Source organism: Rhodococcus sp. MSC1_016 (assembly GCF_023667485.2).
In the GTDB taxonomy this organism is placed as follows: domain Bacteria; phylum Actinomycetota; class Actinomycetes; order Mycobacteriales; family Mycobacteriaceae; genus Rhodococcus_F; species Rhodococcus_F oxybenzonivorans.
In genome coordinates this window covers 2,983,823-3,004,572 of the sequence record NZ_JAMOZI020000001.1, presented here as the reverse complement: position 1 = coordinate 3,004,572, position 20,750 = coordinate 2,983,823, and the positions used below count along the sequence as shown (strand labels likewise).

Genomic DNA, 20,750 nt, shown 5'->3' with positions numbered 1-20,750 from the left:
CGCCAGCGCTACCGAACCTCGTGTCGGGCCAGTACGGCAAGGATGCGTTGTACGAGCTCGTCGAGATCGGCACCCGTGGTGTCGAACGCGAGGTCCGGATCATCGGGCTCCTCATAAGGCGCGTCCACACCTGTGAGGCCGCGCAGCTCGCCGGCCCGCGCACGAGCGTAGAGGCCCTTAGGGTCTCGTCGTTCGCATTCCTCTACCGGCGTGCTCACGTGAATCTCGAGGAACGGCAGTCCCGCCGCCTCGTTGAGGGCCCTCGCGATGGTGCGATCCGACCGGAGTGGAGACACCATCGAGGCGATGGCGACCACCCCGGCGTCGGCGAACAATCGGGTGAGGTGTCCGACTCGCCGGATGTTCTCGGCGCGGTCCCCCGGGCTGAACCCCAGATCGTCGGAGATTCCGTGCCGCACATTGTCGCCGTCGAGCAGATACGCCGTTCGCCCCGCGTCGACGAGCGTGCGTTCGAGTGCTACAGCCACCGTCGACTTCCCCGAGGCGGGAAGCCCGGTGAGCCAGATGGTGGCGCCGCGCTGACCCGTCGCCGCCCATCGACGGCCACGGTCGAGAGAGGAAGGGTGCCAGGTGATATCGCGTCTCGTCTGCGCTCCCGGTACCACTTCCCGGGAATCGAGGACAGTGCCGGCGCCGATCGTGTCGTTACTGCTCTCGTCGATGAGAATGAATGCGCCGCCATCCCGGTTTTCCGCATACGTGTCGGCGAGGACGACGGTACTGGTGCGCAGCGTTATTCGGCCGATGTCGTTGAGAGCGAGTTCGGCGGGGGAGTCGTGTTCGTCGAGAGTTTCCGGGTCCAGTAGAGTGTGCAACGCCTGCACCGTGGCGCGAACGGTGCGGGACGTGTGCTTCACGGCGATGCGGTCGCCGGCACGCAAAGGGGTTTCACCGAGCCAGCACACGGTCGCATCGATCTCTCGCGCCGGCACCGGCGCCGAGGCATCGGCGTGGGCACTGACGATGAGATCGCCCCGTGCGACGTCGATGTCGTCGGCAAGTTCCAGCGACACCGACAGGGGCGCGACGGCGACGGAGCGTTCGGGGTCGAGCGTATCGAGGGCCGTCACCGTGCTTCGCGCGCCCGCGGGCAACACCACAACTTCGTCGCCGACTGTGAGAGTGCCGGCCGACAGTCGACCGGTGTAGCGCCGTCGGCGGCCTTCAGTCGGGCGCGCAACCCACTGGACGGGCAAGCGCAGCTGAGCGGTGTTCGCCGACGGGGCAGCGAGTTCCACCGATTCGAGATACTCGAGCAGAGTGGGACCTGCGTACCACGGAGTGGTGGTGGAGCGGTGCACGACATTGTCGCCCAGTGTCGCCGACACAGGGATCACGGTGAGATCGGCCGCACCCAGATGCCCGGCAAGTATGCGGAGGTCGGACTCGACCTCCCGGAAGCGTGCCTCGTCGAAACCCACCAGATCAATCTTGTTGACGACTGCCACCACGTGGGGCACTGCGAGCAGTTCGGCGATGCGTGCGTGCCTCCGGGTTTGGCGGAGCACTCCGGTCCGCGCATCGACCAGCAACATCGCAACGTGTGCGTTGGACGTCCCGGTGAACATGTTGCGGGTATACCGCTCGTGCCCGGGCGTGTCGGCGAGTACGAAACTACGGGAGGCGGTCGAGAAGAAGCGGTATGCGACGTCGATCGTGATTCCCTGCTCCCGTTCGGCCCGTAGGCCGTCGGACAGGGCGGCCAGGTCCGCGTTCCCATCTTCGTCGGTCACCGCGTCGAGGTGATCGATGGGCAGGCTTCCAGTGTCGTGAAGGAGCCGGCCGATCAGCGTGCTCTTTCCGTCGTCGACACTACCTGCGGTCGCGAGTCTCAGCAGTTGGCGCGGTGCGGTGATGGTCATCAGAAATAGCCCTCGCGCTTCCGGTCTTCCATTGCTGCAACCGACGTTCGGTCGTCGGCTCGGGTCTGGCCGCGTTCGGAGACGGTGGCGGCCATGATCTCGTCGATAACCCCCGCGACGTCGTCGGCCTCGGAGAGGACGGCGCCCGTGATGGTGAGGTCGCCGACCGTCCGATATCGGACCCGGAGTTCCTGCACCACCTCACCGGGCGCAGGCTGCGTGTGTTCGGACACGCCCAGAAGGATCCCGTCACGCTCGAACACTGTGCGGTGGTGTGCGAAATAGATCGACGGCAGCTCGAGATTCTCGAGTTCGATGTACCGCCAGATGTCGACTTCCGTCCAATTGCTCAACGGAAACACGCGCACCTGTTCGCCCCGGCGAATTCTCCCGTTGTAGAGCGACCACGGCTCGGGGCGCTGCGCACGCGGGTCCCATTGGCCGAACTCGTCGCGGAAACTGAGCACTCGCTCCTTCGCGCGGGCCCGTTCCTCGTCCCGCCGGGCGCCACCGAACGCGGCGTCGAATCGGTGCTGTTCCAACGCGTCGAGCAACGTGCGCGTTTGCAGCCGGTTCCGTGACCCGCTCGGACCGCCCGCCTCGGTGACCCGGCCACGATCGATCGACTCCTGCACGGACGCGACGAGGAGCGAGTGCCCGCCCTCGGCGAGTCGCCGGTCCCGGAACTCGAGTACTTCCGGGAAGTTGTGACCGGTGTCCACATGGAGCACGGGAAAGGGAACAGGCGACGGACGAAAGGCTTTCTCCGCGAGGCGAAGTAGAACGATCGAGTCCTTGCCGGCCGAGAAGAGCAGTACCGGCCGTTCCAGTTCGGCCACGACCTCGCGAATGATGTGCACGGCCTCGGCCTCGAGTGCGCGCAGTTCCTCGACGGGGGCGACTGTGGATTCCGCAGATCTGGAATCCGCAACGATAGAACCGTGGGTCATACCGGGTACCCCTTCGCCGTTGCTTCGACGCGATAGCGTTCTGCCCATTCGCGGGAGCGGCCGTCGCTCTGGCGTTTCAGTGGCGGCGGCGGTGCCAAGTCCGGATCCAACCCGAGCGCAAGAAGAACCTTCGCAGTGGTGGCCTGCGGATCGGCCACCAGATCGGTGAAGCTGACCTCGAGAGGAGACAGGTTCTCCGCCGCAAACCAGTCGCGCCAGCCGCGCTCCTGGTCACGCAAAATCCGCGCAAGGTGGGCGATGCCTTCGGCGTTGTACTCGGCGCCGTCGTTCGGTGCCGGTGGAGTCGCGTCGTCGCGCCAGACCTGGGTCTGGACGGCCCGCCACATCGACACCGCCTGATCGACGACATCGGGCCGGTACACGTGAATGAAAGTGATGTCCGTGCCGAGAACCTCGTCGAGGGCGGACCGGAGATCGGCGCCGGAACGGTGGGGTAACCCCGCCGCGCGATCGAGCAGCAGGGAAACCTGGTTCCACATGAGCTTTCCGCCCCACACCCCGTTGGGTGTGCGCCCGAGACTGAGTAGTTGATCGCGCCACTGCTCGGCCGTGCGGGTGTCCTCGACCCCCGGTTCCAGCGGCGCGAGGAGTGAGAGCACCGCTTCGTCGGTGACACCCTCGAACCACTGCCGCGGTTGCGGTGACCGGCTGGTGGACGGCAAATACTGGAAGAACTCCTCAGGATTGCCGGCCACCGTGGTGGCGCGAAGTGACTCGACGAGCAAAGTGCTGCCACTACGCTGCGACGCGCAGACAAGGTACGACTGGGGCTCCGGCATGCCGGAAACTATAAACGCGAAATCAAGTGTCGCAATCGGTGGTGCATTTGATTTTGCGTGATGGAAACACTTGTCTTTTCTGCAGGCTGTGCATGGGGTGTTGTGACACTGCGATCAACCAAAAAGACGCAGTTCAGCAGTATTTCGGATTGCTGGATGCGACGCCGGATTCCGGCACAAGATTGGTTCTGTACTACGTCGATATTAATCAGACTGATCGCAATTGCCTGCGTGCGCTCAGCCTTTACGGCAGACCAGCACCGGGCACCGTGCGTGGTGAATCAGGCTCTGACTGGTAGAGCCGATGAACGACGCGGTGAAGGGGCTGCGCCCGTGACTGCCGACGGCAATCAACTGCGCCCCGAACGAGTACTCGAGGAGTACTTTCATCGGCCCGCCCCGCTCGAGGCACCGCGTGACCTCCACGTCGGGGTACTGCTCGCACCATCCGGCAAGGCTCTCTGCGAGCCAGGCCTCCTCGTGCTGAACGAGGTCGGTCCAGTCCATGAATCGCCGCGCCTCCGAGTACCACGCCCCGAACGTGGAGTGCTCCGCCCAGGTGTGCACGGCGACCAGTGGGGCGCCGAAGAACGATGCGAACTCGAAGGCGTGTGACACGGCCATGTCGCTCAGTTCACTGCCGTCCACACCCACCACGATCGGACGATTGCCGCTGACCTCGTGGCCCTGGATCCCACGCCACACAACGACCGGGCATTCGGCGTGGTTCGAGACCCTCACGACGTCGGAACCGGCATACACCGATTTCATTTCACTGGTGGCCGCAGGTCCGAGGACGATCATCCGCGCGGTACGGGACAGATCGATCAACACGCGTGCCGGGGGTCCGTCGACGATGCTCCGCTCGATCTCCACGTCGGCACGGCCGTCACGCAACGCGCGTTCCGCTGCCGCGAGGAGCGCCTCTGCCTCGGCGCGGAAGTCGTGCCGGGGCTCGCCCGCGGGGGCCCGGCCGCGTGACTCGGGATGCTTGGGCAGCACGTGGACCAGGCGCAGCGGCTCCTCGAAGCGCTCCGCTGCGGAGGCGGCCCACTGCGCCGCCTCCACTGCGCCGTCCGATCCGTCGATGCCTGCCACGATTCCGTGCCGGATGATCTCAGTAGCCATGGTGGACTCCCTCGCCTCTGTTTCAGTTTGATCCAGAACGACGGCGGTGCGCCAGGGGAGAAGGAATGTGACGCGAGGGGTTGATTCCGTTTTTGGTGCCGGCCGGCGGGTGCTCAGGCGGACAAGACCGTGCACGTCCGCGACTCGGTGCGCGTGTCCGCATACCGATCGAGCATGACGTCGAGCAGCCGGGCGTGCGGTCCGATGGTGGCGGAGTAGGTGATGTCGCCTGCGCAGGACTCGGCTGCACGGCTCAGCCGGTCGGTGAGCAGTCCGGGGGCGAGGAACCACGGCGCGATCACGATGCGTGACGCGCCTGCCGCGTGAAGATGCGCGATCGCCTGCTGCACCGTCGGTTCGGCTGAAGTGGCGAAACAGGTGACAGCGCCGGACCACCGGGTGCCGGCGAGAAGTGCGTCGGCCAGCCTCCGGGTTCGGTCGTTCGCTGCCGGGTCCGAGGAGCCGACCGCCGCGAGGACCACCCCGAGACCGGACTCTTCGGTGGAGCCGCCGGCCTCGACGACCCGGTCACGGACGGCGTCGAGGAGCCGGGGATCATGCCCGAGTACGTCGGCTTGACGGACCTCGAGCCGGGGGTGCCGTCGCCGGGCGGCGTCGAGAAGTGCGGGTAGGTCGACCCGGGCGTGGAAGGCAGCGCCCAGCAACATCGGCACGACCACCGCCGAGTCATGGCCCTCCGCGGCCACCGCGTCGATCACCTGATCGACCGACGGCGCAGTGAGGTCGAGGAAGCACAGGCGGACATCGAGGTCCGGACGTCTCTCGCGCAGCGCCGACACGGCAGCCGCCACCACCTGCGCGCTGCGGGGGTCGCGACTGCCGTGTGCGACAGCGATCAGCGGCGTCACTGCACTCAGACGCGCTCGCCGAGCTCCACCGAGGCGATGGCGTCTCCGACGAGTCCTGCGGCGAGCGTGTTGCCGCCGGCCGGATCGATCAGCAGGAAGCTGCCGGTGTGGCGGTTCACCGTGTAGTCGTCCGCGAAGATCGGTTCGGCGACACGCACCGAGATCTTCCCGATCTCGTTGAGCTCCAACGACTCCGGGCTGGGCTCGGAGGTGAGTTCCTGCTCGTTGAGACGCTCGACCAGGGTGCCGACGATAGCCTGGGTGGTGCGGGTGCCGTGCTTGAGGAGCAGGCGCGCCCCGGGACGCAGCGGTTTCTCGGCCAACCAGCACACGGTGGCATCGAACTCACCGAGCGGTTCCGGCGCATCTGCAGGCGAGGCGATGACGTCGCCACGCGAGACGTCGACGTCGTCGGCGAGAACCAGGGTGACGCTCCGGCCTGCGTGTGCGCTGTCGAGTTCACCGTCCGCGGTATCGATCCGGGTCACCGTGGTGCGCACACCGGACGGCAGGATCACCACTTCGTCCCCGGGCTCCACCGCACCTGCCGCGACCTGCCCGGCGTATCCGCGGTAATCCGGGAATTCGGGGGTACGGGGTCGGATCACGTACTGGACCGGGAAGCGGAGGCCGACCCGGTGCGGTTCGGCGTCCACCGGCACGGACTCGAGGTGCTCGATCAGGGTGGGACCGTCGTAGTACGGCGTGTTGTCCGATCGGACCGCGACGTTGTCGCCGTGCAGTGCTGACACGGGGATCTCGAGGACGTCCTCGGACGCCCAGCCGAGTGAACTGGTGAGCGAGTTGAACTCGGCCGAGATCTCGGCGAACACACTGGCCGGATCCTCGACGAGGTCGATCTTGTTGACCGCCAGCACCAGCTTGGGAACCCCGAGCAGAGCCAGAACTGCAGCGTGCTTACGGGTCTGCGAGATCACACCCTTACGGGCGTCGACCAGCAGAATCACCAGCTGCGCGGTGGACGCGCCCGACACGGTGTTGCGGGTGTACTGCACATGCCCGGGGGTGTCGGCCAGCACGAAGGACCGGCGTGGGGTGGCGAAGTACCGGTAGGCGACGTCGATGGTGATGCCCTGCTCGCGTTCGGCGCGCAGACCGTCCACCAGCAGCGACAGGTCGGGGGTGGACAGACCCTTGTCGACCGAGGCCCGGGTGACGGCATCGATCTGGTCGGCGAGTACCGACTTCGTGTCGTACAACAGTCGGCCCACGAGAGTGGACTTGCCGTCGTCCACACTGCCGGCGGTGGCGAGCCGAAGTAACTGGGTGCTTCGGGGGCTACCCACGTGGAGGTCGCTCATGATCAGAAGTAGCCCTCTCGCTTGCGGTCTTCCATGGCCGCTTCGGAAACTCGGTCGTCGCCGCGTGTCGCGCCGCGCTCGGTCAATCGGGATGCCGCGACCTCGGCGAGGATCGCCTCGTTGTCGGCGGCGTCGGAAAGGACTGCGCCGGTGGTCGATCCATCACCGACAGTGCGGTACCGCACCGACAAGGTCTGCAGTTCCTCGCCCTCGGTCGGACCGCCCCACACGCCCGGGGTCATCCACATGCCGTCGCGCTGGTACACCGCACGCTGGTGGGCGTAGTAGATGCTGGCGAGTTCGACATTGTCGCGGGCGATGTAACGCCAGATGTCGAGTTCCGTGAAGTTGCTGAGCGGGAACACACGGACCTGCTCACCGGGGGAGTGTTTGCCGTTGTACAGGTTCCACAGTTCTGGGCGCTGCTTCTTCGGGTCCCACTGGCCGAACGCGTTGCGCAGCGAGAAGATGCGCTCCTTGGCCCGGGCGCGTTCTTCGTCGCGGCGAGCGCCACCGAAGACGGCGTCGAAACGGTTCTCGGCAATCGCGTCGAGCAACGGCACAGTCTGAAGAGGGTTGCGGATCCCGTCGGGACGTTCGGTGAGGCGACCGTCGGCCAGGTAGTCCTCGACCTTCGCGACGTGCAGGCGCAGGTTGTACTTCGAGACCACGTGGTCGCGGAAGTCCAGCACCTCCTGCAGGTTGTGGCCGGTGTCGACGTGCAGCAGGGCGAAGGGCAGCGGTGCAGGCCAGAACGCCTTGATGGCCAGATGCAGCAGCACCGTCGAGTCCTTGCCACCCGAGAAGAGGATGACCGGGCGTTCGAACTCGCCGGCGACCTCACGGAAGATGTGGATCGCTTCCGACTCGAGCGCGTCGAGTGTGTCGAACTGAGTGCCGTTCAACTGCGGGCGAACGCCCGTGTCGGCAACGGAGGTGGAGAAATCGATGCTCATGAGGCGTGCAACCCGCATTCTGTCTTGGCCTGACCGGCCCAGCGGCCGCTGCGCGGATCGCTGCCGGGGGCTGGCTTGCTGGTGCACGGAGCGCACCCGATGGACGGATAACCTTCGTCGACAAGCGGATTCACGAGAATCGAGTGCTCGTCGATGTAGGCTTGCATGTCTTCGTCGGACCACGCGGCGATCGGGTTGATCTTCACCAGACCGAACGCCTCGTCGAACGAGATCAGCGGCGCGTTGGCCCGCGTGGGGGCCTCGACCCGCCGGATACCGGTGACCCAGGCCTTGTAACCGGCGAGAGTCTTCTTCAGCGGCGCGACCTTGCGCAGTGCGCAGCACCGGTTGGGCTCACGGGCGAACAGATCCTTGCCCTCCGCCGCGTCCTGCTCGGCCACGCTGGCCTCGGCGCGGGCGTTGATGATGTTGACCCCGTACACCTGCTCCACGGCATCGCGGGTGCCGATGGTCTCCGCGAAGTGATAGCCGGTGTCGAGGAACAACACGTCCACGCCGGGATGAACCTGGGCGGCGAGGTGGACCAGAACACCGTCCTGCATGTTCGACGCGACGATGTAGCTGTTCCGATACCCCGTCGCGTCGCTCGCACCGTCCCCGAACGTCTCTTCGGTCCACTGCAGCAGTTCGTGCGCGGTGGCACCTTCGAGGTTTGCTGCTCCGCGCTCGGCAAGGAGCCGGAGATCGTCGTGTGTGGCTGTGGCGAGATTCACCGCAAGTCTCCTTCGTCAGCTCGAACGACCCATTCCGCGAAGCGCTCACCTTCGTTGCGATGCTTCACGAACTGGCGGACGACGCGATCGATGTAGTCACCGAGTTCGGTGCTGGTGACCTTGTGCTGCCGGAGCTTCCGGCCGAAAGCTGCATCGAAACCGAGGCTGCCACCGAGGTGGACCTGGAAGCCCTCCACCTGGTTGCCTTCGCCGTCGTCGACGAGCATTCCCTTGAATCCGATGTCGGCGACCTGGGAACGGGCGCACGAGTTGGGGCAGCCGTTGATGTTGATCGTGATCGGCACATCGAGCTGCGCGTTGATGTCGGCCAGCCGCTGCTCGAGTTCGGGAACCAGCACCTGCGAGCGCTTGCGCGTCTCCGCGAACGACAGCTTGCAGAACTCGATGCCCGAGCAAGCCATCAGGTTCTTGCGCCAGTGCGACGGACGAGCGGGCAAACCCACCTCGTCCAGGTCGGCGATCAGCTGGTCGAGCTTGTCGTCGGCGACGTCGAGGATGATCAGCTTCTGGTAGGGCGTGAAGCGGATCTTGTCGCTGCCGGCGCGTTCGGCAGCGTCGGCGACCTTCGCGAGAATGGTGCCCGACACACGGCCGGCGATGGGCGCGACCCCGACGGCATTGAGGCCGTTGCGGGTCTTCTGCACGCCGACGTGATCGATGGGACGCAGCGGCTTCTCCGGCGCCGGGCCGTCGATCAGCTTGCGCTTCAGGTACTCGGTCTCGAGCACCTCACGGAACTTCTCGATACCCCAGTCCTTCACGAGGAACTTGAGCCGGGCCTTGGCGCGCAGCCGGCGGTAGCCGTAGTCACGGAAGATCGAGACAACGGCTTCCCAGACGTCGGCGACCTCGTCGAGCGGCACCCACACGCCCACGCGCTGCGCGAGCATGGGATTGGTGGACAGTCCGCCGCCGACCCAGAGGTCGAGGCCGGGACCGTGCTCCGGATGGTTGACACCGATGAACGCGACATCGTTGATCTCGTGGACCACGTCCTGCTGACCCGAGATGGCGGTCTTGAACTTGCGCGGCAGGTTGGAGTACTCGGGCTTGCCGATGTAGCGGCGGACGATCTCGTCGATCGCGGGCGTGGGATCGAGGACCTCGGTCAGCGACTCACCGGCGAGAGGCGAACCCAGCACCACGCGCGGGCAGTCGCCGCACGCTTCGGTGGTCTTGAGACCGACACCTTCGAGGCGCTTCCAGATCTCCGGGACGTTCTCGACCTCGATCCAGTGGTACTGGACGTTCTCGCGGTCCGAGAGGTCGGCGGTGTCGCGCGCGAACTCGGTGGAGATACCGGCGATGGTGCGCAGCTGCTCGACGTTCAGGGCGCCGGCGTCGCACCGCACCCGCATCATGAAGTACCGGGCCTCGAGCAGGTCGATGTTCTCGTCACCGGTGAAGGTGCCGTCGTAACCCTGCTCGCGCTGGGTGTAAAGACCCCACCAGCGCATGCGGCCACGCAGGTCGCTCTTGTCGATGCTGTCGAAACCTTGCTTCGAGTAGATGTTCTCGATGCGTGCCCGGACGTTGAGCGGGTTGTCGTCCTTCTTCGCCTGCTCGTTGGCGTTGAGCGGCTCGCGGTAGCCGAGGGCCCACTGTCCCTCGGCCCGTCGGCGGGTCGGCTTCGCCGTGCGGGTGCGAGTGGGCGCGGGAGCTGCGTCGGTGGCAGCGGGGGAGGCGTCGGTGGTCGACGTCATGGAGCACTCCTGTGTCTCACGGTGCACCGGCTGAGGCCGAGGAGGAACGCTGTTCCTCGCTCGGGGCGTACGAATCCGGCCGGAAGTCGAGAAGAATGATGAACGGGCTGACAGGCTGGTTTACTGCGCGCAGCAGGGCAGACAACAACAGCTGCAGACACGCTTGAGATCGACGTGGCGACGTGCCACCAGTCGCACTCCGGGTCCGGTCATGCGGTCCATTGTGCCACGTCAGATCGCTGACTCCGAGTCGGGGACCGATTTCCACCATTTTTGCGGGAAATATCACGCTTGCGTGCATTTCTTCCGGTCGGTCAGGAGGTGACACGGCCCGTGGAATCGCCGCGACGCAACACCGTGGACACTGGAGGAGTGAGCGGAACGAGTACGACCCCCGGCAGTCTGCGCGAGGCGGACCCCTTCGTGCTGCCGGAACGGTCTCTCGCCGGTGTAGGGAGTCGTCCGTTCGGCATCTACATCCACGTTCCGTTCTGCGCCACACGCTGCGGTTACTGCGATTTCAACACCTACACGGCCGGTGAACTCGGCACGTCGGCGTCCCCGCAGTCGTGGATGGGGGGATTGCGCCGCGAACTCGACGCGGCAGCGGAGCTGACCGGGGCGCCGGCCGTCGACACGGTGTTCGTGGGCGGCGGTACCCCTTCACTGCTGGGCGGTGACGGTTTGGCCGACGTCCTCGGCGCCGTCCGCGCGAGCTTCGGGCTGGCCGATGGCGCCGAGGTCACCACGGAATCGAACCCCGAGTCGACATCGCCGGAGTTCTTCGACCGGCTCCGCGCAGGCGGGTACACCCGCGTCTCGCTGGGCATGCAGTCCGCAGCCCAGCACGTCCTGAAAGTGCTCGATCGGACGCACACTCCCGGTCGGGCGGTCGCCGCCGCCCTCGAAGCGCGGGCCGCCGGGTTCGAGCACGTCAACCTCGACCTCATCTACGGCACACCGGGCGAACGCGACGAGGACCTCGACCTCTCGCTGGATGCGGTGCTCTCGGCGGGGGTCGACCACGTCTCGGCCTACGCGCTGATCGTCGAGGACGGTACCGCGCTGGCCAGGAAAGTCCGTCGAGGTGAACTGCCCGCACCGGACGACGACGTGCTGGCATCGCGCTACGAACGTATCGACGCCCGCCTCGCCGACGCCGGCCTGACCTGGTACGAGGTGTCGAACTGGGCTGTGAGCGGAGCGGAATGCCGGCACAACCTCGGGTACTGGGACGGCGGAGACTGGTGGGGAGCCGGCCCGGGCGCCCACAGTCACGTCGGGGGCGTGCGCTGGTGGAATGTCAAACACCCGGCCCGCTATGCCGAGCAGCTCGCGGCCGGATCGCTACCGGTCGGCGGAAGTGAACACCTCACCGACGACGATCGCCACCTCGAACGGGTGATGCTGACCGCACGGTTGCGGACGGGCCTGCCGGTCGCCGAGCTCGACGCCGGGGAACGCCGCTCCGCCGACGCAGTAGTGAAGGACGGGCTTCTGCTGCGAGACGGCGATCACCTGGTGCTGACCGATCGGGGACGACTCCTCGCCGATGCCGTGGTCAGGACCGTTCTCCGGTAGCCGGACAGCGATCAGGCGGTCAGGCGGTCACGATCCCGGGCATCTCGTCGTAGTCGAACACCCGCGCGTGCAGCACCACCCGGTTCCGCAGGGCCGACCGCACCGCCCGGTGTAGTCCGTCCTCGAGGTACAGCACCCCATGCCACTGCACGGCGTGCGGAAAGAGGTCGCCGTAGAACGTCGAATCCTCGGACAGCAGCCGGTCGAGTTCCAGAACCTTGGTCGTGGTGACGATTTCGTCGAGTCGAACCTGCCGCGGCGGGATCTTGGACCAGTCGCGCAGCGACAAACCGTGGTCCGGGTAGGGCTTGCCGTCCATGACACCTTTGAAAATCATCGCCTCGTCATCCGCCCGTAGTCGTGCCGTGCGCTCATCGACGCCCGAATATCCAGCTGGTCACCGATGCGCGACTTCCGGTCACCACAGTAAGGCCTCGACGGGTGCGGGCGTCCGGACGATTAGACTGGATCGAGCCGCGATGCACGTGCCTACGCACGGAGCTCAGGGGACGTGAGGGCCTCACCGAACCCGGTTCGGTGAGGGCCATATTCGTGATGATCGAGAACTGGAGGTGGATGGCGGTGTCGAGTACTGACGACAGACGTTTCGAGGTTCTACGCGCGATCGTCGCCGACTACGTCTCCACACAGGAGCCCGTGGGGTCCAAAGCGCTGGTCGAGCGGCACAACCTGGGGGTTTCCAGCGCCACCGTGCGCAATGACATGGCCTTCCTCGAGAACGAGGGATACATCGCCCAGCCGCACACGAGTTCCGGCCGCGTGCCCACGGACAAGGGTTACCGGCAGTTCGTGGACCGCATCGCCGAAGTGAAGCCACTGTCGACCGCGGAGCGGCGGGCCATCCTGGAGTTCCTGGAGTCGGGTGTCGACCTGGACGACGTGCTCAGGCGGGGCGTGCGGCTCCTCGCGCAACTGACGCGGCAGGTCGCGGTTGTGCAATATCCCACACTTTCGGCGTCGAGCGTTCGTCATCTCGAGGTGGTCGCCCTGACACCCGCCCGGCTGCTGCTGGTGCTGATCACCGACTCCGGCCGCGTCGATCAACGCATCGTCGAACTCGGTGACGTCCTCGACGACGAAGACCTCGCACGTCTGCGCCGGCTCCTCGGCGGCGCGCTCGAAGGCAAGCGGCTGGCGGCGGCGTCGATCGCCGTGTCGGAACTCGCCGAAGAGGCTCCCGAAGACCTCCGCGACGCCGTGGTCCGTTCGGCCACCGTGCTCGTGGAAACGCTCGTCGAACACCCCGAGGAGCGGCTGGTGCTCGGCGGCACGGCGAACCTCACCCGCAACGCCGCCGATTTCACCGGTATCAGCGGGCTGCCCGGTTCGTTGCGGGCCGTCCTCGAGGCGCTCGAGGAGCAGGTGGTGGTCCTGAAACTGCTGGCCGCCACCCAGGATGCCGGCACCGTCACCGTGCGGATCGGCGAAGAAACACAGGTGGAGCAGATGCGCGGCACCTCGGTCATTTCCACCGGCTACGGCGCCGCCGGCACCGTGCTCGGCGGCATGGGAGTGCTCGGACCCACCCGAATGGACTATCCGGGAACAATCGCGTCGGTGGCAGCCGTTGCCAGATACATCGGCCAGGTACTCGCCGAGCGGTAACCGCCGGACCCATGAGCTCGACGGGAGCCGGGGACGCGAAGACGGATCAATAGCGAGATGACGAAGTAGAGAAGGACGAGAGACTCAACGTGGCACGGGATTACTACGCAACGCTCGGCGTCGACCAGAAGGCGACCGACCAGGAGCTCAAGCGCGCCTACCGCAAGCTTGCGAGGGAACTGCATCCCGACGTGAACCCCGACGAGTCGGCGCAGGCCCGGTTCCGGGAGATCTCGACGGCCTACGAGGTGCTGTCCGACCCGGAGAAGCGGCGCATCGTCGATCTCGGTGGCGACCCGCTGTCCTCCGGTGGTGGTGCGGGTGCCGGCTTCGGAGGCGGTTTCGGTGGCGGCCTCGGCGACGTGTTCGAAGCGTTCTTCGGTGGCGGAGGTGGCGCGGGACGCGGTCCCCGCGGCCGGGTGCAGCCCGGAGCGGACTCCCTCCTGCGCACCCGTCTGACTCTGGCCGAATGCGCGACCGGCGTGAGCAAGCAGGTCGCGGTCGAGACGGCGATCCTGTGCGACAGCTGCACCGGCTCCGGCACCAACGGAAACTCCAAGCCCGTGCGCTGTGAGACGTGTGGCGGTGCCGGTGAGGTCCAGTCGGTCCAGCGTTCGTTCCTCGGTCAGGTGATGACCTCCCGTCCGTGTCCGACGTGCCGCGGCGCGGGCGAGACCATCCCGGATCCCTGCCACAAGTGCGGCGGCGACGGCCGCGTGCGCGCTCGCCGCGACATCACCGTCAAGGTCCCTGCCGGTGTCGCCGGAGGTATGCGTATCCGGCTCGCCGCGCAGGGCGAGGTCGGCCCCGGCGGTGGTCCGGCCGGTGACCTGTACGTCGAGGTCGTCGAGCAGGCACACGAGGTATTCGTCCGCGACGGCGAAGATCTGCACTGCACCGTCCGGGTGCCGATGGTCGACGCCGCGCTCGGAACCACGGTCACCATCGACACCATCATCGACGGCCCCAAGGACATCGTCATCGAACCCGGCACCCAGCCCGGGTCGGTGACGGTCCTGCGCGGACACGGCATGCCGAAGCTGCGCTCCGGTGTACGCGGCGACGTGCACGCGCACCTCGAGGTGGTCGTGCCCTCGCGCCTCGACCACAAGGAAGCCAAGCTTCTCCGCGAGCTGCGCGATCTGCGTGATCGGGACGTCGCCGAGGTCGTCTCCACCCAGTCGCAACACAGCGGTGGGCTGTTCTCCCGCCTGCGCGAAGCGTTCAGCGGCCGCTGACGGTGGCGGCCACCGTCTTCTTCCTCGACCCCCTTCCCGAGGTTGGGCAGACCGCGGTGCTCGACGGCCCCGAGGGCAGGCACGCGGCCACCGTGCGCCGAATCGGTGTCGGTGAGCGGATCGTCCTCGCCGATGGACGCGGAGGCCTCGCGGACACCGAAGTCACCGCAGCCGGAAAGGACCGGCTCGAACTCACCGTCCACGAGCGTCGTCAGGTATCTGCAGCGTCGCCCACGGTCACGGTGATCCAGGCACTGCCGAAGGCGGACCGCTCGGAGCTGGCCGTCGAACTCGCCACCGAGGCCGGTGTCGATGCGATCATTCCCTGGCAGTCGTCGCGGTGCGTGGCCAAGTGGGAGGGTCCCAAGGTGGCGAAGGGCGTCGCTCGCTGGCGTAGCGCCGCAGTGGCCGCCGCCAAGCAGTCGCGGCGGGCGATCGTGCCCGAGGTGTCGGAGCTGCACCGCACCGCCGGGATACTCGCCGTCGTGCGTGAGGTGGTGGGCCGCGGCGGAGTCGTCGCGGTCCTGCACGAAGCGGCCACACAGGGACTCGCCGAACTGCCACTGCGTTCCGCCGCAGAGATCGTGCTCGTCGTCGGACCCGAGGGCGGCCTCGCCCACGACGAGGTCGCCTCGTTGACGGAGGCCGGCGCTGTCCCCGTACTGCTGGGACCGCACGTCTTGCGGACCTCCACGGCGGCCGCGGTCGCCCTCGGAGCCCTCGGCGTGCTCACGGACCGCTGGGGAACCGCCCCCATCGCCTGACGCTGCGTCTTCGTCGGCGATTAATCTGACTGCCCGTGGACCGCATTCGTATCGCCTACGGCACCGAACCGCAGCAGTTCGGGCACTTCTACGCCCCCGAGGAGCCGGTCGAGGGTCCCGTCCCCGTGGTGATGGTCGTGCACGGCGGATTCTGGAGCGGCAAGTACCACCTCAACCTGGGAACGAGCTTCTCGGTCGATCTGGCGCGGCACGGAGTCGCGGTGTGGAACATCGAGTACCGCAGGTTGGGTGCGGGTGGGGCGTGGGACGAGATGTCCGCCGACGTCGTCGCCGCGCTGGAGGCAATCGCCGGTCCAGTCGCCGAGCAGTCGCCGGTTGCCTTCGACTTGTCTCGCGTTCGGGTGATCGGGCACTCGGCCGGGGGACAGCTGGCCGTGTGGCTCGCCGGCCAATCGCACACCGCGGTGCGGCCCGACATGGTGGTGGCACAGGCCGGGGCGCTCGACCTGGCGTCGGCGGGGGAGCGCGGGCGGCGTATCGGGTACATCGAGGACCTGCTCGGCGTTCCCTTCGGCGACGATCCCGAGCGCTACCGCTCGGCGTCTCCTTACCACCGGATTCCGATCGGCGTACCGGTCGTCTGCGTGCACGGCACGGAGGACGTGCAAGTGCCTGCGAAGGTGAGTGTGCGGTACAGCGAGGCCGCGCGGGCGGCCGGTGACCCGATCGCGCTGCACGTCGTCGAGGCTGAAGACCACTACGCCTTCCTGAATCCCGAGACCGACTGCTGGAAGATCTCGCGGGATGCGCTGTTGACCGGTCCGGTCGACGGGTGACGTTCCCCGCCGCCGATCATGCCGGTGTTGTCACGTAATCGGGTGGGCGCGCTGACCTGCGAGCGATAGACTGCGGAGAGCACGGCGACCGCCGTGAATCGCCGGGAACCGGAAGTAGGCCATATACCTCACGTGAGCGAACAAGACCAGAATGGCGAGACGTTCGGCGCCACGCGCCCGGCGGAACGCACCGTGCGTTCGAGTATCGATCTCCCACCCGAAACGGTCCCGCCCCTCCTCGGTTCTGCCGACGAGAATCTGCGAGCTCTCGAGCGGGTCCTGGATGCAGACATCCACGTACGCGGCAATGCGGTCACACTCACCGGGAAGCCCGGGGACGTTGCCCTGGCCGAGCGCGTGATCACCGAGCTCGCCGCCATCGTGGGCCGGGGACAGCCGCTCGCACCCGATGCGGTGCGGCGCACCGTCGGGATGCTGACCCAGGGGTTGAGCGAGTCCCCCGCCGAGGTACTCACTCTCGACATCCTGTCGCGGCGCGGCAAGACCATCAGACCCAAGACGCTCAATCAGAAGCGGTACGTGGACGCGATCGACGCCAACACGATCGTCTTCGGCGTCGGCCCCGCCGGCACGGGCAAGACGTACCTGGCGATGGCGAAGGCCGTGCAATCGCTGCAGACCAAACAGGTGTCGCGGATCATCCTCACCCGACCCGCGGTCGAGGCGGGCGAGCGGCTCGGATTCCTGCCCGGCACGCTGCACGAGAAAATCGACCCCTACCTGCGGCCACTGCACGACGCGCTGCACGACATGATGGACCCCGAGGCAATCCCGAAGCTGATGCAGTCGGGCATCATCGAGGTCGCGCCGCTGGCGTACATGCGAGGTCGCACGCTGAACGACGCCTTCATCATTCTCGACGAGGCACAGAACACCACCGCCGAGCAGATGAAGATGTTCCTCACCCGGCTGGGCTTCGGTTCCAAGGTGGTCGTCACCGGTGACGTCACCCAGGTGGACCTGCCGGGAGGCGCGCGATCGGGCCTGCGGGCCGCCAGCGAGATCCTCGGCGACATCGACGACATCCACTTTGCCGAGCTGAACAGCAGCGACGTGGTCCGGCACCGGCTGGTATCCGACATCGTCGACGCCTACGAGCGTTTCGAGGCGGATCGCGACGGCAAGGTGGAGCTCGGAAACCGCGCACAGCGGAGAGCGGCGCACTCGCGTTCTCCGCGACGGTAGGGTGAGTGTCGCCGGAACCAGGAGGAAGCGACACACATGAGCATCGAAGTCTCGAACGAATCGGGCATGGACGTCTCCGAAGAGGAGCTGATCAGCGTTGCCCGCTTCGTGATCGCGCGGATGGATGTCCATCCCGCGGCCGAGTTGTCGATGGTCCTCGTGGACTCGGCCACCATGGCGGACCTGCACATGCGGTGGATGGACCTGCCGGGCCCCACCGACGTGATGTCCTTCCCGATGGACGAGCTCGAGCCGGGTGGGCGGCCGGATGCGCCGGACCCCGGACCGTCGATGCTCGGCGACATCGTGCTGTGCCCGTCCTTCGCAGCGGATCAGGCCGACAAGGCCGGTCACCCGCTGGCCCACGAACTCGCGCTGCTCACCGTCCACGGAGTGCTGCACCTTCTCGGCTACGACCACGCGGAGCCCGAGGAAGAGAAAGAAATGTTCGGCCTGCAGAACCAGCTCCTCGAAGAGTGGTACGAGGACCTTCGCCGCGCCGAACGGGACGCGGCACTCGCTGCCCGCGATCAGAAGTTGCTCGGCAAGGCCGGGTTCTTCGACTCGCCGGATCAGTAACCGCGACGTGAAGGGTTCTTTGTGACTAGCGCCATCGCGCTGATCGTCCTCGCGATCGTTCTCGTCCCCCTCGGCGGTGTGTTCGCCGCCGTCGACTCCGCGCTCAACACCATCTCGTCGGCGCGCGTCGAGGAGATGGCCAAGGAGGATCGGGCCGGCGCTCACCGGGTCCTCCGCATCCTGTCGGATCGCCCACGCTACGTGAATCTCATGGTGCTGCTTCGCATCCTGTGCGAAATCACCGCCACGGTGGTGCTCGTCGGCGGGCTGACCGACCTCCTCGAACCGGTGTGGGCCCTCACGGTCACCGCCATCGTCATGGTGCTCGTCGACTATGTGGTGATCGGCGTCGGCCCGCGCACACTCGGCCGTCAGCACGCCTACTCGATAGCGCTCATCGCGTCGTTCCCCCTGCAGGTCATCGGTACCCTCCTCGGCCCGATCAGTCGCCTGTTGATCCTCATCGGTAACGCGATCACGCCGGGCCGTGGTTTCCGCAACGGCCCCTTCGCCTCCGAGATCGAGCTTCGGGAACTCGTCGACATGGCGCAGGAGCGTGGCGTGGTGGCCGACGAGGAGCGGCGCATGATTCAGTCGGTGTTCGAACTCGGCGACACCTCGGCCCGTGAAGTGATGGTCCCGCGCACCGAGATGGTGTGGATCGAGAGCGACAAGAGCGCCGGACAGGCGACATCTCTCGCGGTCCGCAGCGGTCACTCGCGGATCCCGGTGATCGGCGACAACGTCGATGACGTCCTCGGGGTGGTCTACCTCAAAGACCTGGTCCAGCAGACGTACCACTCGCGTGACGGTGGGCGCAGTGTCCGCGTCCGCGACGTGATGCGCCCGGCCGTGTTCGTGCCGGATTCCAAACCACTGGACAGCCTGCTCGCCGAAATGCAGCGCGACCGCAACCACATGGCGGTGCTGGTGGACGAATACGGCGGAGTCGCCGGGCTCGTCACCATCGAAGACGTCATCGAGGAAATCGTCGGGGAAATCGCCGACGAGTACGACCAGGACGAGACACCGCCGATCGAGGACCTCGGTGACGGTATGTACCGGGTGTCGGCGCGGCTGCCCATCGAGGATCTCGGCGAACTGTTCGGACTCGAACTCGAAAACGATGAGGTGGAGACCGTCGGCGGGTTGATCGGATACGAACTCGGCAGGGTGCCCCTTCCCGGTTCCGAGGTCGTGTCGGAGGGGCTGATCCTGCGCGGCGAGGGCTCACCCGATGTGCGGGGCCGAGTGCGGATCAGCACGGTCTTCGTGCAACGCGCCCCCATCTCGGAAGACGAGCACGACGACGACCGCGAACGGGAGAGCGACGATGCCTGAACTCGATACCGAGGACGCCAAGCTGGTCGTGCTTGCGCGGGGAGCCCTGGGCCGCAGCGGAAGCGGGCAGGGCGCTGCCGTCCGCGACCTCGACGGCCGCACCTACGCCGCAGGCGCCGTCACCTTGGCCGCGTTGTCGCTGACGGCTCTGCAGGCGGCCGTCGCCGCGGCGGTGTCGAGCGGCGCCGAAGGGTTCGAAGCGGCTGTCCTGATCGGCGCAGCCCCGGACGACCCCGGCATCGCCGCACTACACGAAGTCAGTGCGCAGGCGGCGATCGTCTTCGCGCGAACCGATGGATCCGTGATCGAGGAGAAGCATGAGTAAACCCGAATTCCGTTCCGGATTCGTCTGTTTCGTCGGGCGGCCCAACACGGGCAAGTCCACACTCACCAACGCGTTGGTGGGCAGCAAGATCGCGATCACGTCCTCGCGTCCGCAGACGACCCGGCATACGATTCGCGGCATCGTGCACCGCGAGCACGCGCAGTTGATCCTCGTCGACACCCCGGGGCTGCACCGGCCCCGGACGCTCCTCGGTCAGCGCCTCAACGACCTCGTGCGCGACACCTACTCCGAGGTCGACGTGATCTGCCTGTGCATTCCCGCGGACGAGAAGATCGGCCCCGGCGACCGGTGGATCGTGCAGCAGGTTCGCCAGATCGCGCCGAAGACGACGCTCATCGGCATTGTGACGAAGATCGACAAGGTCACCAAGGACAAGGTCGGGCAGCAGCTGCTGGCCGTGTCCCAGATGCTCGGACCGGAATCCGACGTCGTGCCGGTCTCCGCCGCGTCGGGTGAGCAGGTGGAGGTCCTGGTGGACGTCCTCGCCTCCAAGATGGAGGAAGGGCCCGCGTTCTACCCGGACGGCGAGCTCACCGACGAACCCGAAGAAACGTTGATGGCGGAGCTCATCCGTGAGGCGGCTCTCGAGGGCCTCGGCGACGAACTGCCGCACTCCCTTGCGGTGGTCATCGAGGAAGTGATCCCCCGTGAGGGGCGCACCGAAAAGCAGGGCGAAATGCTCGACGTGCACGCCCTGCTCTACGTCGAACGCCCGAGCCAGAAGGGCATCGTCATCGGGAAGGGTGGTGCCCGGCTCCGGGAGGTCGGGACCAAGGCGCGCCTGCAGATCGAGAAGTTGCTGGGCACCCGCATCTTCCTCGAGCTGCACGTCAAAGTCGCCAAGGACTGGCAGCGCGACCCGAAGCAATTGGGCCGCCTGGGCTTCTAGGGCCTTCGGCCTCGTGC

At 66.8% G+C, this 20,750-nt stretch carries 21 protein-coding genes; 10 read left to right on the top strand and 11 right to left on the bottom strand.

From position 1 onward, the window contains the following. Positions 1-8: 8 nt before the first annotated feature. The 10 genes from cysC to L1080_RS13820 all read right to left on the bottom strand — a co-directional run bounded on the left by cysC (position 9) and on the right by L1080_RS13820 (position 10,579). Positions 9-1,883 (bottom strand): adenylyl-sulfate kinase, encoded by a 1,875-nt coding sequence (gene cysC / locus L1080_RS13865; RefSeq protein ID WP_250771440.1) that lies wholly within the window; start codon positions 1,881-1,883, stop codon positions 9-11. Further along, positions 1,883-2,833 (bottom strand): sulfate adenylyltransferase subunit CysD, encoded by a 951-nt coding sequence (gene cysD / locus L1080_RS13860; RefSeq protein ID WP_250771445.1) that lies wholly within the window; start codon positions 2,831-2,833, stop codon positions 1,883-1,885. Before cysD (L1080_RS13860) ends, cysC begins: the two co-directional genes overlap by 1 nt. After that, the gene (stf0, locus tag L1080_RS13855; RefSeq protein ID WP_159921463.1) at positions 2,830-3,633 is read right to left on the bottom strand and encodes a trehalose 2-sulfotransferase; all 804 of its coding nucleotides are present in this window, start codon (positions 3,631-3,633) and stop codon (positions 2,830-2,832) included. Before stf0 ends, cysD (L1080_RS13860) begins: the two co-directional genes overlap by 4 nt. A 237-nt stretch (positions 3,634-3,870) precedes the next feature. After that, positions 3,871-4,761, bottom strand: a complete 891-nt coding sequence (locus L1080_RS13850; protein ID WP_250771448.1) for a universal stress protein — start codon at positions 4,759-4,761, stop codon at positions 3,871-3,873. Between the two features lie 113 nt (positions 4,762-4,874). Then, positions 4,875-5,630, bottom strand: coding sequence for a sirohydrochlorin chelatase (locus tag L1080_RS13845; protein WP_250771452.1), 756 nt, complete (start codon positions 5,628-5,630; stop codon positions 4,875-4,877). 5 nt (positions 5,631-5,635) lie between these two features. After that, positions 5,636-6,952, bottom strand: a complete 1,317-nt coding sequence (locus L1080_RS13840; RefSeq protein ID WP_159921469.1) for a sulfate adenylyltransferase subunit 1 — start codon at positions 6,950-6,952, stop codon at positions 5,636-5,638. A gap of 2 nt (positions 6,953-6,954) precedes the next feature. Next, a complete protein-coding gene (gene cysD, locus L1080_RS13835) occupies positions 6,955-7,908 on the bottom strand; it encodes a sulfate adenylyltransferase subunit CysD (protein ID WP_109328997.1) in 954 nt (317 codons plus the stop codon). Continuing rightward, positions 7,905-8,642 carry a phosphoadenylyl-sulfate reductase gene (locus L1080_RS13830; RefSeq protein WP_159921471.1) on the bottom strand — a complete coding sequence of 246 codons (738 nt, stop codon included), beginning with the start codon at positions 8,640-8,642 and terminating at the stop codon, positions 7,905-7,907. Before L1080_RS13830 ends, cysD (L1080_RS13835) begins: the two co-directional genes overlap by 4 nt. Then, positions 8,639-10,366: a nitrite/sulfite reductase gene (locus L1080_RS13825; protein ID WP_109329001.1), complete on the bottom strand. Its 1,728-nt coding sequence runs from the start codon at positions 10,364-10,366 to the stop codon at positions 8,639-8,641. Before L1080_RS13825 ends, L1080_RS13830 begins: the two co-directional genes overlap by 4 nt. A 120-nt stretch (positions 10,367-10,486) precedes the next feature. Continuing rightward, on the bottom strand, positions 10,487-10,579 hold the full coding sequence (locus tag L1080_RS13820) for an Ms4527A family Cys-rich leader peptide (protein WP_358274434.1): 93 nt from the start codon (positions 10,577-10,579) through the stop codon (positions 10,487-10,489). A gap of 159 nt (positions 10,580-10,738) precedes the next feature. Here L1080_RS13820 and hemW point away from each other — a divergent pair, with 159 nt between their 5' ends. Next, positions 10,739-11,947, top strand: a complete 1,209-nt coding sequence (gene hemW / locus L1080_RS13815) for a radical SAM family heme chaperone HemW (protein WP_374433890.1) — start codon at positions 10,739-10,741, stop codon at positions 11,945-11,947. A 19-nt stretch (positions 11,948-11,966) separates the two neighbouring features. Here hemW and L1080_RS13810 read toward each other — a convergent pair whose 3' ends face one another. Next, the gene (locus L1080_RS13810; protein WP_005261240.1) at positions 11,967-12,284 is read right to left on the bottom strand and encodes a type II toxin-antitoxin system VapB family antitoxin; all 318 of its coding nucleotides are present in this window, start codon (positions 12,282-12,284) and stop codon (positions 11,967-11,969) included. A gap of 245 nt (positions 12,285-12,529) precedes the next feature. Here L1080_RS13810 and hrcA point away from each other — a divergent pair, with 245 nt between their 5' ends. From hrcA to era, 9 genes are all read left to right on the top strand, one after another. Further along, a complete protein-coding gene (hrcA, locus tag L1080_RS13805) occupies positions 12,530-13,573 on the top strand; it encodes a heat-inducible transcriptional repressor HrcA (protein WP_109335011.1) in 1,044 nt (347 codons plus the stop codon). A gap of 89 nt (positions 13,574-13,662) precedes the next feature. Continuing rightward, a complete protein-coding gene (gene dnaJ / locus L1080_RS13800; protein ID WP_159921475.1) occupies positions 13,663-14,811 on the top strand; it encodes a molecular chaperone DnaJ in 1,149 nt (382 codons plus the stop codon). Between the two features lie 2 nt (positions 14,812-14,813). Next, complete coding sequence (locus tag L1080_RS13795) at positions 14,814-15,575, top strand: 16S rRNA (uracil(1498)-N(3))-methyltransferase (protein ID WP_250771457.1); 762 nt, start codon at positions 14,814-14,816, stop codon at positions 15,573-15,575. A gap of 35 nt (positions 15,576-15,610) precedes the next feature. After that, on the top strand, positions 15,611-16,372 hold the full coding sequence (locus tag L1080_RS13790; protein ID WP_250771460.1) for an alpha/beta hydrolase family protein: 762 nt from the start codon (positions 15,611-15,613) through the stop codon (positions 16,370-16,372). 132 nt (positions 16,373-16,504) lie between these two features. Next, a complete protein-coding gene (locus L1080_RS13785; RefSeq protein ID WP_159921481.1) occupies positions 16,505-17,578 on the top strand; it encodes a PhoH family protein in 1,074 nt (357 codons plus the stop codon). Positions 17,579-17,614: 36 nt separating this feature from the next. Further along, on the top strand, positions 17,615-18,157 hold the full coding sequence (gene ybeY / locus L1080_RS13780) for an rRNA maturation RNase YbeY (protein WP_109329011.1): 543 nt from the start codon (positions 17,615-17,617) through the stop codon (positions 18,155-18,157). 21 nt (positions 18,158-18,178) lie between these two features. Beyond that, complete coding sequence (locus L1080_RS13775; RefSeq protein ID WP_159921483.1) at positions 18,179-19,498, top strand: hemolysin family protein; 1,320 nt, start codon at positions 18,179-18,181, stop codon at positions 19,496-19,498. Then, complete coding sequence (locus L1080_RS13770) at positions 19,491-19,823, top strand: cytidine deaminase (protein ID WP_159921485.1); 333 nt, start codon at positions 19,491-19,493, stop codon at positions 19,821-19,823. The genes L1080_RS13775 and L1080_RS13770 overlap by 8 nt, the downstream gene beginning before the upstream one ends. Next, positions 19,816-20,733: a GTPase Era gene (gene era / locus L1080_RS13765; protein ID WP_109329016.1), complete on the top strand. Its 918-nt coding sequence runs from the start codon at positions 19,816-19,818 to the stop codon at positions 20,731-20,733. Before L1080_RS13770 ends, era begins: the two co-directional genes overlap by 8 nt. Positions 20,734-20,750: the final 17 nt, after the last annotated feature.

Coding starts and splice junctions, on each gene's coding strand:
- stf0 (WP_159921463.1), bottom strand. CDS start 3,633: ATGCCGGAGCCCCAGTCGTACCTTGTCTGCGCGTCGCAGCGTAGTGGC.
- ybeY (WP_109329011.1), top strand. CDS start 17,615: ATGAGCATCGAAGTCTCGAACGAATCGGGCATGGACGTCTCCGAAGAG.
- cysD (WP_250771445.1), bottom strand. CDS start 2,833: ATGACCCACGGTTCTATCGTTGCGGATTCCAGATCTGCGGAATCCACA.
- L1080_RS13820 (WP_358274434.1), bottom strand. CDS start 10,579: ATGACCGGACCCGGAGTGCGACTGGTGGCACGTCGCCACGTCGATCTC.
- cysC (WP_250771440.1), bottom strand. CDS start 1,883: ATGACCATCACCGCACCGCGCCAACTGCTGAGACTCGCGACCGCAGGT.
- L1080_RS13810 (WP_005261240.1), bottom strand. CDS start 12,284: ATGATTTTCAAAGGTGTCATGGACGGCAAGCCCTACCCGGACCACGGT.
- L1080_RS13840 (WP_159921469.1), bottom strand. CDS start 6,952: ATGAGCGACCTCCACGTGGGTAGCCCCCGAAGCACCCAGTTACTTCGG.
- L1080_RS13825 (WP_109329001.1), bottom strand. CDS start 10,366: ATGACGTCGACCACCGACGCCTCCCCCGCTGCCACCGACGCAGCTCCC.
- cysD (WP_109328997.1), bottom strand. CDS start 7,908: ATGAGCATCGATTTCTCCACCTCCGTTGCCGACACGGGCGTTCGCCCG.
- L1080_RS13770 (WP_159921485.1), top strand. CDS start 19,491: ATGCCTGAACTCGATACCGAGGACGCCAAGCTGGTCGTGCTTGCGCGG.
- L1080_RS13850 (WP_250771448.1), bottom strand. CDS start 4,761: ATGGCTACTGAGATCATCCGGCACGGAATCGTGGCAGGCATCGACGGA.
- era (WP_109329016.1), top strand. CDS start 19,816: ATGAGTAAACCCGAATTCCGTTCCGGATTCGTCTGTTTCGTCGGGCGG.